Origin of the sequence: Lamprobacter modestohalophilus, from assembly GCF_016583905.1 — a bacterium.
GTDB classification, from domain to species: domain Bacteria; phylum Pseudomonadota; class Gammaproteobacteria; order Chromatiales; family Chromatiaceae; genus Lamprobacter; species Lamprobacter modestohalophilus.
Map to the genome: position 1 here is coordinate 108,455 of NZ_NRRY01000001.1, position 15,825 is coordinate 124,279.

Annotated in this window: 8 protein-coding genes; all 8 read right to left on the reverse strand. The window is 64.3% G+C overall.

From position 1 onward, the window contains the following. Positions 1–5: 5 nt before the first annotated feature. The 8 genes from CKO42_RS00425 to CKO42_RS00460 all read right to left on the reverse strand — a co-directional run bounded on the left by CKO42_RS00425 (position 6) and on the right by CKO42_RS00460 (position 15,709). Positions 6–1,043, reverse strand: a complete 1,038-nt coding sequence (locus CKO42_RS00425) for an HD domain-containing phosphohydrolase (RefSeq protein WP_200236451.1) — start codon at positions 1,041–1,043, stop codon at positions 6–8. Continuing rightward, positions 1,040–4,540 carry a PAS domain-containing hybrid sensor histidine kinase/response regulator gene (locus CKO42_RS00430; RefSeq protein ID WP_200236454.1) on the reverse strand — a complete coding sequence of 1,167 codons (3,501 nt, stop codon included), beginning with the start codon at positions 4,538–4,540 and terminating at the stop codon, positions 1,040–1,042. The genes CKO42_RS00425 and CKO42_RS00430 overlap by 4 nt, the downstream gene beginning before the upstream one ends. An 11-nt stretch (positions 4,541–4,551) precedes the next feature. After that, positions 4,552–6,120 (reverse strand): GAF domain-containing protein, encoded by a 1,569-nt coding sequence (locus tag CKO42_RS00435; protein ID WP_200236458.1) that lies wholly within the window; start codon positions 6,118–6,120, stop codon positions 4,552–4,554. Between the two features lie 377 nt (positions 6,121–6,497). Then, positions 6,498–11,021, reverse strand: a complete 4,524-nt coding sequence (locus CKO42_RS00440) for a PAS domain S-box protein (protein ID WP_200236461.1) — start codon at positions 11,019–11,021, stop codon at positions 6,498–6,500. A gap of 112 nt (positions 11,022–11,133) precedes the next feature. Next, entirely contained in the window at positions 11,134–12,168 is a 1,035-nt protein-coding gene (locus CKO42_RS00445; RefSeq protein WP_200236473.1) for a response regulator, read from the reverse strand. A 239-nt stretch (positions 12,169–12,407) separates the two neighbouring features. After that, positions 12,408–13,955 (reverse strand): DEAD/DEAH box helicase, encoded by a 1,548-nt coding sequence (locus CKO42_RS00450; protein ID WP_200236477.1) that lies wholly within the window; start codon positions 13,953–13,955, stop codon positions 12,408–12,410. 112 nt (positions 13,956–14,067) lie between these two features. Further along, positions 14,068–14,583: a PIN domain-containing protein gene (locus tag CKO42_RS00455; protein WP_200236483.1), complete on the reverse strand. Its 516-nt coding sequence runs from the start codon at positions 14,581–14,583 to the stop codon at positions 14,068–14,070. Beyond that, positions 14,570–15,709, reverse strand: a complete 1,140-nt coding sequence (locus tag CKO42_RS00460) for an ImmA/IrrE family metallo-endopeptidase (protein WP_200236499.1) — start codon at positions 15,707–15,709, stop codon at positions 14,570–14,572. The genes CKO42_RS00455 and CKO42_RS00460 overlap by 14 nt, the downstream gene beginning before the upstream one ends. Between the last annotated feature and the right edge of the window lie 116 nt (positions 15,710–15,825).

Consider the following 15,825-nt stretch of genomic DNA (forward strand, 5'->3'; position numbering starts at 1 on the left):
CGAAGCTACTGATCTTGCCAATCCGAGATGATGTGTCGGATCTCGGGGATCAGCTCGGCAAAACGGGTGGCGAGCAGCGGATCGAAATGCTTGCCGGCCTGCTGCTGGATGTGGTCAATGGCGTCTTCGATGGACCAGGCGCACTTGTAGGGCCGCACCGAGGTCAGGGCGTCGAAGACGTCGGCAATCGCCACCACACGTCCGCACAGCGGGATGTCTTCGCCAGCGAGACCCTGCGGATAGCCGGTTCCATCCCAGCGCTCATGGTGGGTGAGGGCGATGCTCTCGGCCATGGTGTAGAGTTGGGAGGTGCCGCCGCTCTCGCCGATGATCCTGGCACCCATCTCGCTGTGCTGGCGCATCACCGCCCACTCGGCCTCATCAAGGCGCCCGGGCTTGAGCAGGATGCTGTCCGGGATACCAATCTTGCCGACGTCGTGCATCGGCGCGGCGTTGCGCAAGATCTCAGCTTCCTCATCCGTCCAGCCGCTCGCGCGCGCGAGCAGCTCGGCGTAGAGCGACATTCGAATGACATGGTAGCCGGTCTCGTTATCCTTGAACTCCGCGGCGCGCCCGAGCATGCGCAGCGCTTCGAGTCGGGACTGGATCAGATCCGCTTCGGCGCTCTGAACCCGCCGATAAAAGCTACGATTCTGATCGCTCAGGGCAATGTGGGTGCGGATGCGGGCCTGCACGATGCTCGGACGCACCGGTTTGGTAAGGTAATCCACGGCGCCGAGCGCGAAGCCGCGCTGCTCATCGAGCTCGTCATCCATGGCGGTACAAAAGATCACCGGGATATCGCTCAGGCGTGGGTCTTGCTTGATCGTTTCGCAGACCTTGTAGCCATCGATGCCGGGCATCATGATGTCCAGCAGGACCATGTCTGGTTTGTGCTCGTGGAGGGTCTTGAGCGCATCCTGGCCGGACTTGGCGAAGGCAAGGTCATAGTCTTGCTTCAGGATTTGACGCAGCAGATTCAGGTTGGCCGGTTCGTCATCGACCACCAGGATTCGATAGCGTTGCAGTTTGTCTTGGTTCATGGATCGACCTCGGCCTTGAGTGATTTGGCGAGTTGAGCCGCGCGCTCGAGCTCGAAACCGTCAAGCAATTGCTCCAGCGCCGCGAACGTCTCAGGGCTGAGGGCGTCTCGGAGTCCATCGATGGCCTCGTCGTCAAGCGCTGAGCAGGCGAGGGCGTTGATGAGTGTCTCGAGCAGCAGGCTCGCCTTCGCGGGGTCCCGGAAGCGGCCTTCCGCGCCCGAGACCTGCTGCTGACCGTTCCCCTGAGCTGCGTTCCCCTGATCTGTGTCCTTCTGATCTGTGTCCCTCTGATCTGCGTCCAGGGGTCCGAGCCGATCAAGGTCCGCCAGCACCGCGTCCATCGCGGCCTGTAATTCGGCGAGCTGCGCCTGGTCCGGTTGGCGTTGCTGCTTGAGCGCGAGCTCGAGCTGCTGCGCGACGGTCTCCAGCCGTTTGGCGCCCAGGTTGCCTGCAACCCCCTTCAGGGCATGGAGCGATTCTCGCGCTGAATCGAGCTGGCCGTTTGCCAGCGAGTGCGATACACGCTGGGACACCTCGGCATAGTCTTGCCCGAACCGTCGCAGCGCCTTGAGCCAGCTGTGCCGGTCACCCCAACGGCGCAGCCCGGCCGCGGCATCCACGGTGAGCAGCGGCGGCAGCGCCTGTTGCGCTGCCGGTCCAGTGGCGGCTGCGGCAGCGACCGGCCCCTCCTGCGTCGGGAAATGCCGAGCCATTTTTCGGTATAGATCGCCGAAGTCAATGGGTTTGGCGACAAAATCATCGGCCCCGGCGTCAAAGCATTGTTGTTGATCGCTGGGCAACACGCTCGCGGTAAGCATGATGATCGGGATGTGCCGACCCGATTGCTGCTCGCGCTGCCGGATGAGCCGGACCGCCTCATCGCCGCTCATCTGCGGCATGTGCACGTCCATCAGGATCAGATCGAAGTGCTCCGCGGCATGCAGGTCGAGCGCCTGCCGGCCGTCACCCGCGATCCGCACCTGATGCCCGCGCTGACTGAGTCGCAGCTCCACCAGCTCCTGGTTGATCTCGATATCCTCGGCCAGCAGGATGCGCAGTGGTTGGGTCCAGGGCTCGTCGGTCAGTGACGCATCGGCCTGGCTGCTGCAGTCGCTGACGCCTGGCGCGGCCGGAAGCGGGACGATGAAGTGGAAGCGGCTGCCTTGCCCTTCTTCGCTCTCGACCCAGATGCGCCCCTGCATCTGCTCGACGATGCCCTTGGCGATGGCGGTGCCCAGGCCGGTGCCGCCATAGCGTCGCGTCATCGACTGGTCGGCCTGGGAGAAGCGCTCGAAGAGCTTGCGGCGATGGGCCGCCGAGATGCCGATGCCGGTATCGATCACTGAGAACTGCAGGTTGTCCTCGCCTGCAACCGGCGCGACCACGAGCCTGATGCTGCCCTCGGGCGTGAACTTGACCGCGTTGCTGAGCAGATTCGTCAGCACCTGCCGGAGTCGCGTCGGATCGCCAAGGACGCAGGCCGGCACCCCCTCGCTGATCTCGAGCCGCAGCTCCAGCGCGTGGCGACGGGCGCCCGCTGCGGTGGTGTCGATGAGCTCCTGGAGCAGCTCCGGCAGGCTGAACAGGATGGTCTCGAGCGCCATCTTGCCGGACTCCAGCTTAGACACATCCAGGACGTCGTTCAGGATGGTCATCAGCGCATGCGCCGAGGAGCAGGCCGACTTGAGCAGCTTGTGCTGCTGCAGATCGAGCGCGGTCTCGAGCACCAGCTCGGTCATGCCGATGATCGCGTTCATCGGCGTGCGAATCTCGTGGCTCATGTTGGCCAAAAAGCGCGATTTGGCCTGGCTCGCATACTCAGCGGCCTCCTTCGCCTTGACCAGTTCGTCCATCAGGCGATAGCGCTCGGTGATGTCCTGCAGGGTGCCGAGCAGCCGTGCGCCGCGGCCGTCGGCGTTGTCCAGGCGCCGGCCGATGGCGCGCAGCACGCGTTCTTCGCGGTCGCGCCGAATGATGCGGAATTCGATGTCGTATTGGAGACGGATCGCCTGCTGCAGCTCGCGGATGGCGGTTTCGAACCGGGCGCGGTCGTCCGGATGGGCGAGCTCGAGCAGCGTCTCTAGGGGCGGCTCGCCCGCGCTCGGCTCGAGTCCAAAGATGCGATACATCTCGGCCGACCAGAGCAGCTGCTCGCTGGTCAAGTCCCATTCCCAGCTGCCGATGGCGGCGATCTGCTGCGCCGACTCCAAGCTGGCGCGGCTGGATTCGAGCTCCAGGGTGCGCTGGCGAACGCGCTCTTCGAGTTCCTCGTTGAGCTGCTCCATGCGTTGAGTGTAGCTGCGCTCATCGGTGACATCGCGGGTCGTCAGCAGGAAGCCGAGCGCGCGCTGGTCCGCGGCCCTGACCGGTGCGATGCGGCTCTCGAAGATCCGCTCCGGCTGGCCGGCGAAACCGCTCGATTCAAACACCGCTTCGCCGTTGCCCTGAGCCTGGCCGAGGCCGGCGCGGATGCGCTCGGCATCCAGCCCCGTGCTGGCTTCCAAGGCCTCGAGCGGTCGGCCAACGGCCTGCTGCTCGGTGAGTCCGAAGATCGTCTCGGCGGCTGGATTGAAGAAGGCAATGCGCTGCTCAGCGTCGAGCGCCATGATGCCGAGCGTCTGCGCGGAATCCAAGATGCTATTGAGATAAGTGCTTTGCTCCAACAGCGCCTGCTGTGCCTTCTTCAGCGTGGTGGTGTCATCGCGCCGCACCAGCACGCCCGGCAAGGCGCCCTGCAGCCGGGTGGCAAAGAGCTTGAGCCAGCGCGTCTCCCAGGCCAGCGCGACGCTGGTCTCGCGCTCGACGTGGGTCTTGGCACCCGCCTGCACCGCCTGAATGCCGGTTGCGAAGTCGCCGCCGCCCAGGGCCGGGTGGTCGTTGGCGCGGACCTGGTCGGGCAGGCTCTGGCCGAGCCAGTCGCCGGCCGCGCTGCCACCGCCGCCGAGCAGGGCGCTGCTATCCAGCCAGGAGCGATTGACCAGGACCACCTGACCATCGCCGTCGATCACTACCAGGTCGGTGTCGATCGTCTCGGTCACGGCCTGCAGCAGCTCACGCGCACTGTTCAGCGCCTCCTGCAGCCGGGCGCTCTCCCGGCTGCGCTCGTGCTCGGCCGTCACGTCAACGATCAGGCCTTGCAGTAAGGTCGGTCCCTGGGGCGGGCGCAGGATGCGTCCGGCATCCCGCACCCAGCGTGTCTGCCCATCCTGACGCCGGAGCCGGTAGCGCAGCTCGAACTGGTCGCCCTGCTCGGCTTGGCGCGCCAGCTCGCGGCTGACCCGCAGCCGATCGGAGGGCAGCAGCAGCGCCGACAGCGGCCGTGCGCCGCCGCTGAGCGCCGCCGCATCGTAGCCGGTCAGCGCCTCAACGTCGCCCCAGACGCGTTGCAGCTCGCGTTGCCGCTCAGCAGACCCGTCCAGCGGACGCTCGTAGCAGAACAACAGGCCCAGGTGAGAACGCAGGACATCGAGATCGATGGGCGGACAGGCAGGCAGCATCGAAGCAGGGCTCAGAGCAGCTGCATCAGGCGCTCGCGCAGCTGCTCAGCGGCAAAGCGGTCAGCCTCGCTCCAGGGCTTGCTGAAGCCGCGGCGGACCTCCACCCATTTGTCGAACGAATCGCGCGGCGACAGGCGCAGTCCGTCCGGGGTTGCCGCCAACGGCTTCTCGGGATCACCGGCCCAGGCGATCTCGCTGACCTCCTCCGGACGCAGCAGGTAGAGCTGCAGCAGGGCATTGCCGTGTTGGAGCGCCCGCATGCCGATCGACAGAAACCCACTGAACGCCCGCGGCTGATCCGGGAGCTGGCTCAGCAGGGCGTCCGGCAGGTGATCGAAGCTGGTGATCGCCTCGGCTTGCTCGCGCAGGCACCATTGATGCAGCAGGCTGAGCTCTGCGCTGTCGGTGCTATCGGTGCTATCGGCGCTATCGGTTCTGTCGGTGCTGGCGGCCAGGTCGCCGAGTAGGGTCAGGTCGCGGTTGATCCAGAGCGCGCCGCCACTGGCGGAGAAGCGCTGCGCGAGGGGCTCGAAGTGCTCGGCGAAGGCGGCCGCGATGGGTGTCCCGGCCCCGAGCGCTGCCCGGAGCTGCTCCAGCGATCGGGCCAGGTCCTCATGGATCTCTTGCTGCACCGAGCGTTGGTACAGCCTGAAGCGCTCCAGATAGGCGGCGACCAGCGCGCGACAGTCTTCCCGCCGTGCGAGCGGGATCGTCTTCGCCTGCGGGTGATGGCAGGCGATCAGTCCCCAGAGCCGACCCTCGACCATGATCGACACCGAGAACGACGACTTCACCTCCATGTTCTCGAGGTACTGGAGATGCACCGGCGAGACCGAGCGTAGATCGGACCAGGTCAGATCCAAGTCCGTCGCCTCGCCGCTCCGGCTCAGGATGGGGACGGGCGCGGCATGGGTATCGGGCACATGGCGGTAGGGCGTCTGGGCGTAGAGCGCGCGCGCGATCGCCGGGATGTCCGAGGCCGGGAAGCGCAGCCCGAGATAGGTCTTGGCCCTGGCCGCGGCGCTTTCGGCGATGACCTCGCCGGTCCAGTCCGGATGGAACCGATAGAGCATCACGCGCTCGTAGCCGATCAGGCGGCGAATCGCATCGACCAGCTGCTGCTGGACGTGGTGCAGCTGCTCTGTCGTCAGCGCATCGGTCAGGGGCGCCAGCGATGGCGGTTGTGCCGATGAGTCGGCGGGATCAGCGGGATCGGCGGGATCAGAGAGGTCGGCGGGCACGCTCGGCTCGAGCTCGAGCAGCCAGCCTGCAGCGGTGGCTGTGATCAGCACATCCAGATCGCCAGCGCCCAGGTCGACGGCCGCGGTGAACTGCAGCCGTTGCCCTGCCGCCGTTGGCAGCGTGCCAACGTCCGGCAGTACGCCCGCGAGCCAGTCGTCTGCATCTTGACCGAGCAGCTCCGCGGCCGGCTCCCCCAGCAGAGATTCGGCATTGGCGCTCACATAACGGAACTGCCGCGAGCCCTTGTCCATGAACAGCAGCGCGCCGCCGGCCTGGATCAAGCCGGAGTTGGCCAGGGGCTCGTTCTCGCAATCGAGGATTTGCGGCTGTTCATTCATGCTTTGTTCTCGTCTTGTTCTCGTCTGGTTCTCGCTTGGCGCAGGCCTTTTGTTCGCGCGCCGTCAATGATTTCGTGTCGATGTTAACAAAAGAGCATCCCTTTATCGGAGCTGTCGCTTGGTTTGGGTTCGGAGGAGTGCAGCATCTACATAATGTCAATCAGCTGGTGCCATGTCGCGTAGACGACACAAGAAAAAGAGATCTCGCGCAGAGGCGCAGAGAAGATAGAGAAGAAGAGAAGAAGAGAAGAAGAGAAGAAGTGAAGAAGAGAAGGACAAGAGAAGCGCACTGGGAACATCGAGCAAGCTCTTTCTTCCTTTGCGCCTCTGCGTCTCTGCGCGAGCCTCTTCTTGCCACGTCACAACATCACGCGACCTCATGTCGAGGCCGCACCCGTCCGGAGTGCCTTGGCCAGCTCGCACGCCTGCTCGAACTCGAAGCCGTCGAGTCGTTGCTCCAGGCTCGCGAAGACCTCTGGGGCGAGGGTCTGGCGCAGCCCAGCGAGGGCTTGCTCGTCGATCTCGGAGCGGTCGAGTGCGGCCATGAGGGCGTCGAGCAGGGCGCAAGTCCGCTCGACGTCTTGAGCATCGGCCAGGGGGCCATCGCGCCCTGCTGCGCTGCGCTGCTGGGCGGCGCCGTCGTCGTCCTCTGCGCGCAGGCTGCTGTGCTGTTGCAGTTGGTCAAGGATGGCAGCAGACAGCTGGTCAAGCTCCTCGCGAAGCCCTGTCATCTGTCCATCGAGCAGATTGCTGGCTGCCTGCTCGCGGATCGCGGTCTCCAGGGCCGCGGCTGATCTGGCGAGGCGATGCGCACCGATGTTGCCCGCCAGTCCCTTCAGACTGTGCGCCCGAAGCCGCGCCTGCTCGCGGTCGCCGGCCTGGAGATCCTCGGCGATCCGCTCGGCGCTGTCGCGCTCGCGGTCGACAAAGGCTTTGAGCAATTTCCGGTAGAGCTGATGGTTTCCCATCAGCCGGCTGACTCCGTCGGCAACATCGAGCCGGTCGGTCGGCCTGGTTGACCGGGTCTGTCGCGGTGCTCGAGACGAGGTTGGCGACGGGTCGTCTGACTGGCGATTGCCCAAGCGGCGGGTGCTGTCGCCCCTGCCGTTGCGCGTCTGGAAGTGGCGCTCCATGGCACGATAGAGGACGCGGGGCTCAATCGGCTTGGTCACATGGTCGCACATGCCCGATTCCAGGCAGCGCTCCCGCTCTTCGCGGATGGCGTGCGCGGTGAGGCCAATGATCGGTAGGTGTTGGTGACGCGGGTCTGCGCGAATCCGTCGAGTGGCCTCATAGCCGCCCATCAGCGGCATCTGTACGTCCATGAGGACGCCGTCGAATTGGGGTGGGCTCGCGCCCAAGAGCAGATCAACAGCCTCGCGGCCGTTCGCGACCACATCGACCGACACCCCGACGCTTTCCAACAGCTCAACGGCGATCTGTTGATTGATCTCGTTGTCTTCCACCAGCAGAACCCGCGCGCCGGCGAGCATGACCGGGGCATCCTCGGCATCGGCATCGACATGGCCCAAGCTTGCCGGATACTCCCGCGCCTGCTCACCCAGCACAGTGAGCAGGGCCTCGCGCAGGCCCCAGCGGCTGATGGGCTTGCTGAGCACCGTATCGGCGCCGGCCGCTTTTGCCTCAGCGGCGTTGCTCTCGGAACAGCAGGCGGCGAGCACCAGCACCGCCGGGCACTGTGCTAGCGCCAGGCCCTGCTTGATCCGGCGGGTCGCCTCGATCCCGTTGATCTGCGGCATCTGCCAGTCCATCAACAGGACCCTGAAGGGCATTGCCTGCTGCTCGGCTTGGAGTAGCTCCGCGAACGCGGCCTCAGCATCCGCCACGGTGGTCGCGATGCAGCCAAGCTCTTCCAGGGTGCGGCATAGCAGGGTTCGCGCCGAGGCATTGTCGTCGACCACCAGGACCCGAGTGCCGCGTAGCGCCGCGGGGGCTCCCTGCGATGGGCGTGCCTTGGGATCGATCGCCAGCCAGACCTCGAAACGGAAGCAGCTCCCCTGACCTGGCGCACTCTCGACCTCGATGCTGCCGCCCATCATCTCGACCAGGTGCTTACAGATACTGAGCCCGAGCCCGCTGCCGCCATACTTGCGTGTGGTCGAGTCGTCGGCCTGGCCAAAGGCTCGAAATAGCTTGGCTTGCGCTGCCTGGCTGATGCCGATGCCCGTATCCCGGACCCTGATCTCGAGCTGGACCTGTGCGTCGCGGCGCTCGAGCAGGCGGATGCTCAGCCCAACCTCACCCTGATCGGTGAACTTGACCGCATTGTTCAATAGGTTGATCAGGATCTGGCCCAGGCGCAGTGGATCACCGATCAAGGCGCCGGGCACATCGCTGGGGCGGTCGATCAGCAGCTCAATCGGCTTCTGCTTGGCCTCGTGGGTGATGACGCTGAGCACCTGCTCGAGCACCTCGTCGAGGCGAAACGGGATGGATTCCATCTCCAAGCGGCCGGCCTCGATCTTGGAGAAATCGAGGATGTCGTTCAGGATGCGCAGCAGCAGTTGCGCCGACTGGCTGATCTTACTCAGATAGTCGCGCTGCTTGGGGTCGAGGTCGGTGTTCAGCGCGAGGTGGGAAAAGCCGATGACGGCATTCATGGGCGTGCGAATCTCGTGACTCATCCGGGCCAGAAAGTCGGACTTGGTGCGCGCCGCTGCCTCGGCCATGGCCTTAGCCTTGGCCAGTTGTGCCACCGCCTTACGTTCGGCGGTGATGTCGATGATCATGCCGGCTACACCCTTGCTGGCGTCAGCGCGGTCGATGGCCTGGGCCGTCATGCGCGCCCAGAAACGACTGCCATCTTTGCGCCTCAATTCGCGTTCTTCTCGATGGACGCCGCCCTGCTGGAAGGTCTCCAGGATGCGCTCGCCAATGGCGACAAAGCTGCCTTCATCGGCGTACCAAACGCGCGTGCTCTGGCCGATCATTTCGTCGGGCGTATAGCCAAAGAGCTCGGCCAGGGTGCGGTTCAGGCGGACGATCTTACGATCACGCACGAAGACGATTCCAGCGGTCGCGGCATCGAATAGCGCCTGCTGCTCATTATTCGCCTCAATCAGCGATGCCGTTGTTGCCGCCAGCTCGGCGGTGCGGGCCTCGACCTCTTGCTCGAGGTGTTCTCGGTGACGCTCGAGCTCTTCGCTCAGACGTTTGCGTTCGGTGATGTCCTCTTTGATGGCGACATAATGGGTGACCTCGTTGTCCGCCTGGCGTAAGGGGATGATCGTCGCCGCCTCGATCTGCTCAGCGCCAGCCTGTGTCAGATTGATGAACTCGCCCTTCCAGGGCTCGCCGCGTCGCAAGGTCTGCCACATCTGCTCATAGGTAGCGGGCGGCGTTCGCCCTGACTTCAGGATCTGTGGCGTTTGCCCGATGACTTTGGAGCGGCTGTAGCCGGTCTTCTGGACAAAGGCATCATTCACATACTCGATGCGGGTTTCGAGGTCGGTGATGACCACCGAATTGGGGCTCTGCTCTACGACCGTGGAGAGTTTTCTGATCTGCGCTTGGCTCGCTTTCTCGGCGCTGACATCACGCCAGATCGAGAGCAGATAGGTCCGGCTATGGAGATGGAGCGCCCGCACATGGACCCGGGTATCGAAGATGGTGCCATCCTTGCGCCGGAGTCGCGTCTCGAAACGAGCGCCGCCGCTGGCGACGATCTGTTTGGTCAGCCTGCGCAGGGCGGCAGGGTATAGATCGGCCTGAAAAATATCGACGCTGTGCTGGAGCAGCTCGTCGCGCTGGAAGCCTAAGAACTGACAGCTTGCGTCGTTCGCGTCTAGGATCTGCAGGGTCTCCGGGTCCACCAGCTCGATCGCGTCAGGTGCGCGGCGAAAGATGGCCTCGATCAGCGTGTGATTATCGTGCAGCTCGGTCAGGGCCTCACGGCGGGTCGCGATGGCCGAGAGACGCGAGGCAATGCCCTGCAACATGTCCTGCTCTTCGGCGAGGAAGGCTGCTCCTAGCGAGTCCGGCAAAGGAGGCTCATAGGCGATGGCGACGCGGCCGATTTGACCCTGGCATCCACTGAACTCGGCCGCGATCTGGCTCCCAATGAGGTCGGGGCCGAGCTGCTGGTCGCCGCACTGGATGCAGACCTGACAGCGGTCGGGATAGCGTGTGGCGGCGGGTAAGCGCTCCGCGACGCGCTCGAAGACGGCCTGCAGGCTGAGGTCGTCGTGCCCGGTCAGCTGCGCGACGTCGTACAGGCAGGACAGCTCCGCCATGCGCTTCTGGAGATCGCATTGGGCATCGTCGAGGGCACGGCGTTGTTGCACCGCCTCGGAGCGATCGACGACGGCGCAGACATACTGCTGCTCGTCGCTGTCGCTGTCGCTGTCGCTGGCGGGTAGCGGGGCGATATGCAGATCGCCAATCAGCACCTCTTCGGTGGCGATTCGCAATTGGATCTCAGGCAGCTCGAGGTGCGGATGCTGAGGCAGGTCGCTCCAGGCCTGGATGAAGGCGGCGCGATCGCGATCGGCAATCAGGCGGGCGAAATGCTGGCGGCGCAGATGGTTTGGCCTGAGACGAAAAAGCGTTTGGGCGGCAAGATTGGCCTCGAGGATGAGGGCACGCTGGTCGAGCACCAGCTCGGCGATGGGGACGCTGTTGAAGAAGGACGAAAAACGCTCAAGGGCGACCTGGTTGCGCAGCTGCGTGTTCTGCAGCTCCTGGTTTTGGAGCTCCAGCTCTGCCTGATAGATGCGCAGGTTTTCAATCAGGGCGATGACATCGACGTTGGCGCCCTCAAGGGCCTCATTGGGGATCTCGAAACGCCCTAGCCGCAGTGCCTCCTCGGCGCGCGCACGGATCTGAGGGTCGCTCGTGAGTGCCTGTGCTACGCCTGAGGTGGCTGTTCTATCTTTGTGCATGGCCTGGTAAGAAATGGATCGATCGCAATCGCTTGGGCATGCCTCTTGTCTCATGACTCATGCCTGATGCCTCATGCACCTTTATAGAACACTGCCTCCTGTTCTGGTCCGTCTAGGTCACCATCCCGTCTTCCGCGTATCGGCTGCGAATCGCCAGGATCTCCGGCATGACATCAAAGAATACCGAGACCAGGTCTGGATCGAAATGGCTGCCTTGGCTGTCGCGGAACAGCTCCAGCGCGCGCTCGACCGACCAGGCTGGCTTGTAGGGGCGCACCGAGGTGAGGGCATCGAAGACATCGGCGATGGCGACGATGCGCCCGACCTGCGGGATCTGCTCGCCGGCGAGACCGTTTGGGTAGCCGCTGCCGTCCCACTTCTCGTGATGGGTGAGGGCGACCACGCGCGCCATCTCGAGCAGCTCCGAGCCGCTGGCGTCGCCGATGATGTCGGCGCCAATCTGGGCATGGGTGCGCATCACCTCCCATTCCTCTGGGGTCAGCTTGCCGGGCTTCTGCAGGATGCTGTCGGGGATGCCGATCTTGCCGACATCGTGCATCGGCGCGGCATTCAACAGCAGGTCGACATTGCGATCGTCCATGCCGATGGCGCGGCCGATGATCGCCGCGTAATGACTCATGCGGATGACGTGCAGCCCGGTCTCGTTATCCTTGTACTCGGCCGCACGCCCGAGCCGGCGGATGATCGCCAGGCGGGTCTCGTGCAGCTGCGCGGTCTGCTCGCGGACCTTGATATCGAGGATGCGATTCTGATCGTAGAGCGCGAGCTGGGTGTGTACCCGTGCCTGGACGATGGGTGGACTGATTGGCTTGGTGATGTAATCGACAGCGCCCAGCTCGAGGCCGCGGATCTCGTCGTCGAGCGCGATCTTGGCGGTGATGAAGATGATCGGGATATGGCGGGTGCTGAGATCGGCCTTGAGCTGCTGGCAGACCTCGAAGCCGTCCATGCCGGGCATCATGATGTCGAGCAGGATCATGTCCGGTGGCTCGCCGGAGCGAGCGATGCGTAAGGCGCGCTCGCCACGGGTGGCGGCCTTGACGTTGTACTCGTCCTTCAGACACTCGACTAACAGGTCGATGTTAGCGGGCTCGTCGTCGACGACGAGGATGGTTTGTTGATGCATCGCAACCCCATTTTCTCTGCTCTAAACCCCGACATCGTACAACGCTCCCCTGGATGACGAGGCATCTGTTCCAGGGTACCGCTCAGCCGGCTCGCCTGAGTCCGGCCAAGCTGAACCGACCAGGCTGAGTCCGGCCAGGCTGTACCGGCGAGGCTAAACCGACCAGGCTGATCAACGATACCAGAGACAGGAGGGGCCGTTTGTTGCTGCAGTGCTCGTTTTTGGCCTTTCTTACTGCCTCACCCATTGCTGTCGGGGCGACGCTTGGGTGGCGCGAAGCCGGCGTCGATGCGCTCGGTGCTACTGCCCTCTGTTGAGCTGGGCTTGCGCCGTTTGCCGATGTTCTTGCGGTCGCGGAGACGTTGCTTTGGCTTAGGGGCTTCGGCCTTGGTGGCGCCGGAGCCTTTGGCGCTGGCGGCGTAGGGGCTAGCGGCATAGGGGCTGGCGGCATAGGGGCTAGCGTTAGCACCGCTCTTGGCTGCTGACTTAGCGCTGCTTTTGGCGCTGTTTTTGGCTGTAGCGCTCGTGCGGCTGTTGCCGGTCTTGCTGCCTAATGTCTTGCCCGCCTGCTTGCCGGTCTTACCTGCCTTGCCTGCCTTGCCAGCGAGCTTGCTGCCGGCCTTGCGCTTTGGGTTAGGGCCTTTGAAATGGGCCTCGAGACCCGGCAGCCGGCGCAGCTCGACCTCGATGCCGAGCCAGCGGCTGATCGACTCCATCTTGTTCCATTCCGGCGCCGAGACCAGCGAAATGGCGATGCCGGCGTTGCCAGCGCGGCCGGTGCGGCCGGTGCGATGCAGGTAGTCCTCGCCACTGCGCGGGATGTCGAGATTGATCACGCGCTCAACACCGGTCAGATCCAGTCCGCGCGCGGCGACATCGGAAGCGACTAGCACCGAGACCTGAGCGCGCTCGAACAGGCCCATCACCCGTTTGCGCTCGCGCTGATCCAACTCGCCATGGAGCACGGCGGCGCGCACCTGCTCGCCGACCAGGAAGGCGCCGATGGCATCGGCACGGGCGCGGGTGTTGGTGAACACCAGTGCCTTTTCATAGGTCTCGTTCTGCAGCAGCCAGCGCAGCAGGGCCTGTTTATGCGGCAGCTCGTCGCTGAGAATGATCTGATGGCTGATATCGGGATGCGCGGCGCGGATGGCGTCGATCTCGATGACCAGAGGGTCTTTCAGCAGATGATCGGTGATCGGGCGCAGTCCGCCGTGCTTGAGCGTGGCCGAGAACAGCAGCGATTGGCGCGCTCGGTTGCTGGCGCCAATGAGGGTGATGACGTCGGCGGCGAAACCGAGGTCGAGCATGCGATCGGCCTCGTCGAGGACCAGGAAGCTGAGCTGAGTCAGATCGGCCTCGCCGGTCTCGAGATGTTCGAGCAGCCGGCCTGGAGTGGCGATGACCAGGTCCGGGTTCTTGCGCAGCGCCGAGACCTGGCGACCGCGATCCTCACCGCCGACGATCACCGCCGCAGTCAGCCGTGTGCGGCTGCCGAGGCTCAGGAATTCGCTCTGGGTCTGGCTTGCCAGCTCGCGCGTCGGCACCAGCACCAGTGCGCGGATGCCGCCATCGGGCGCCGGCTCCTCGCTGAGGCGCTGCAGCATCGGCAGCAGAAAGGCGCCGGTCTTGCCGGAGCCGGTAGCGGCCGAGGCGAGCAGGTCGCGGCCCTCGAGCACGGCGGGGATCACCCGCTGCTGTACTGGTGTCGGCTGCTGCCAGCCGGCGTTGGCGATGGCGCGCTGCAGCGGTTCGTCGAGATCGAAGGCGTCGAAGCTGTTGGTCATTTGGTTGAAGTTTGAAGTTTGAAGTTTGAAGTTTGAAGGGTGAAGTTTGAAGAGAGACCTTGCAGCAGGGCGCGGTGCGGGTCCGCCTCGGGGCGGCTGGGCATGCCTGAAGTCATGAGCCTCGAAGGAATTCGTCGACCGCGTTCCGAGGAAGGTAAAGGCCATTGCGCACGAACAGGTCGAGCAACTGGTCGGCGTCTGTCTTTGTCAACAGACGCTGCTGAACACATGCTCGCAGACAGCCGAGCTGGCCAGCGATGGGGATTCCTCGCTCGGTACAGGTCTTGCGCACGGCAGCGTCCGATGAGAGGCAGATCCCGCCGCATTTTCGGGCCAGCACCACCGTCGCGATGTCTGCATGGCGCATCGCCGGTCGGGTGCCTTTGATCTTGGCCATCTCCGCATAGTGGCTAGCATCGTAACCTCGCTCAAGCAGCAGTTGACAGCCGCCGCTGATGGCCTGATCGCGCACGGAGGCCCCGAACTGATCTTGAAGCTCGACGATGACACTGGCATCGACCCAGACGCCTCCAGGGAACAACTGCGAGAGCAAGCCCACCCGTCCAACGGCGATGAAGTCTGACAGGACGCAGGTGTCTGCACTTGCGGTGATCCTAGTGAACGGCATCGAGCTGGGTATCCTGCTCCCAGTCGGAGACGAGATCGCGCACGGCCTTGCGGTCTTGGCCGAGCACCTCTTGCAGAAAGGGCAAGGACACTTCCCCTCGCTCCCAGGCGGCGCGCGCGAGGGCTTCAGTTCGGCGTCCGTAGGCTGGGGGTTCCGAGAGTGGCTCTGGCTCCTGCTTGTCCCAGCCGCGGGCCTTGCAGATCGACCAGAGTCGACCGTTCGATGCCTTATCCAGGTATCCCTCTTGGCACAACCGGGTCAGCATGCCGGTAAAGGAGACCCGGAACAGGCGCTTCAGCCGGATCACGTCGGTCGGATTGATCCGGCTTAAAGGGCCGGCATGCTGGCGGAGAGCGACCGCCGGCACCAGGAAAGCGCCGGCGAAGGTGTTGGCGATCTTCTCCGCCGGCGAAGCGTTCTTGCCGCGCGTTCGATAGCGCTCGCCGGGCTCGCGATAGAGGGAACGGTGAAAGATCAGGTGCGCGTACTCGTGCAGCACACAGAAGATCTGGTGCTCGATGGATAGGGACGGATGTGTGTTGACGAAAATGCCGGCACCCAAGGATTCGCTGAATGCCGAGAACCCGGAGAGTAGGTTGCCCTCCTGGGGGGCGAGCTGGAACGGAATTACCCTGACGTCGATGCTCTCGAGCAAGGCAACGGGATCGCTCACCGGCGCCCGATCGCCGACCCCCAAGCGGCCGCGCTCTTCCTGAGCGACTGAGCGGACGACCGTCAACTCTCTCTGCCCGGCCTTCGACAGCGGCTCAGTGGGCGGTAGCCCGTGACTGACATCAAGTCCGGCGGCGACCTCCAGATCAGCAAGCGCGGCCAACCGATCGAGCAGGTGTTGCTTGAGAGCGGGATCGACCAACTCGGGATGATCCGCACGGAAGGCGATGGCCGCGCCATCCGACTCGCGCAAGTCGTAGAAGTAGGTGACAGGGCGACTGTAGATCTCAGCCATGGCCACGAGTTGGACACCGTCGAACGGCACCCGGCCTTGCTCCATGCTGGCGAGGGTCTGCCGCGCGATGCCAAGCTGCTGTGCTGCGACAGACTGAATCAGCCCGGCCGCCTCCCTTGCTGCGCGCGCTCGCGCGCCCATCAAGGTCTTGATCTCCATACCTGCTCCGATGAACGTTAAAAAAGTCTCACTGGGATGCTAGCTCAATTCTCGCCTTGTTCGCTTGTTTTAACATCGTCTCTAACGACAGCGGTTTCGATCCGCTGATCGCTCAT

Excerpts from the sequence above, each read along its gene's own strand:
- CKO42_RS00425 (WP_200236451.1), bottom strand. The coding sequence starts at position 1,043 with ATGAACCAAGACAAACTGCAACGCTATCGAATCCTGGTGGTCGATGAC.
- CKO42_RS00430 (WP_200236454.1), bottom strand. The coding sequence starts at position 4,540 with ATGCTGCCTGCCTGTCCGCCCATCGATCTCGATGTCCTGCGTTCTCAC.
- CKO42_RS00435 (WP_200236458.1), bottom strand. The coding sequence starts at position 6,120 with ATGAATGAACAGCCGCAAATCCTCGATTGCGAGAACGAGCCCCTGGCC.
- CKO42_RS00440 (WP_200236461.1), bottom strand. The coding sequence starts at position 11,021 with ATGCACAAAGATAGAACAGCCACCTCAGGCGTAGCACAGGCACTCACG.
- CKO42_RS00445 (WP_200236473.1), bottom strand. The coding sequence starts at position 12,168 with ATGCATCAACAAACCATCCTCGTCGTCGACGACGAGCCCGCTAACATC.
- CKO42_RS00450 (WP_200236477.1), bottom strand. The coding sequence starts at position 13,955 with ATGACCAACAGCTTCGACGCCTTCGATCTCGACGAACCGCTGCAGCGC.
- CKO42_RS00455 (WP_200236483.1), bottom strand. The coding sequence starts at position 14,583 with ATGCCGTTCACTAGGATCACCGCAAGTGCAGACACCTGCGTCCTGTCA.
- CKO42_RS00460 (WP_200236499.1), bottom strand. The coding sequence starts at position 15,709 with ATGGAGATCAAGACCTTGATGGGCGCGCGAGCGCGCGCAGCAAGGGAG.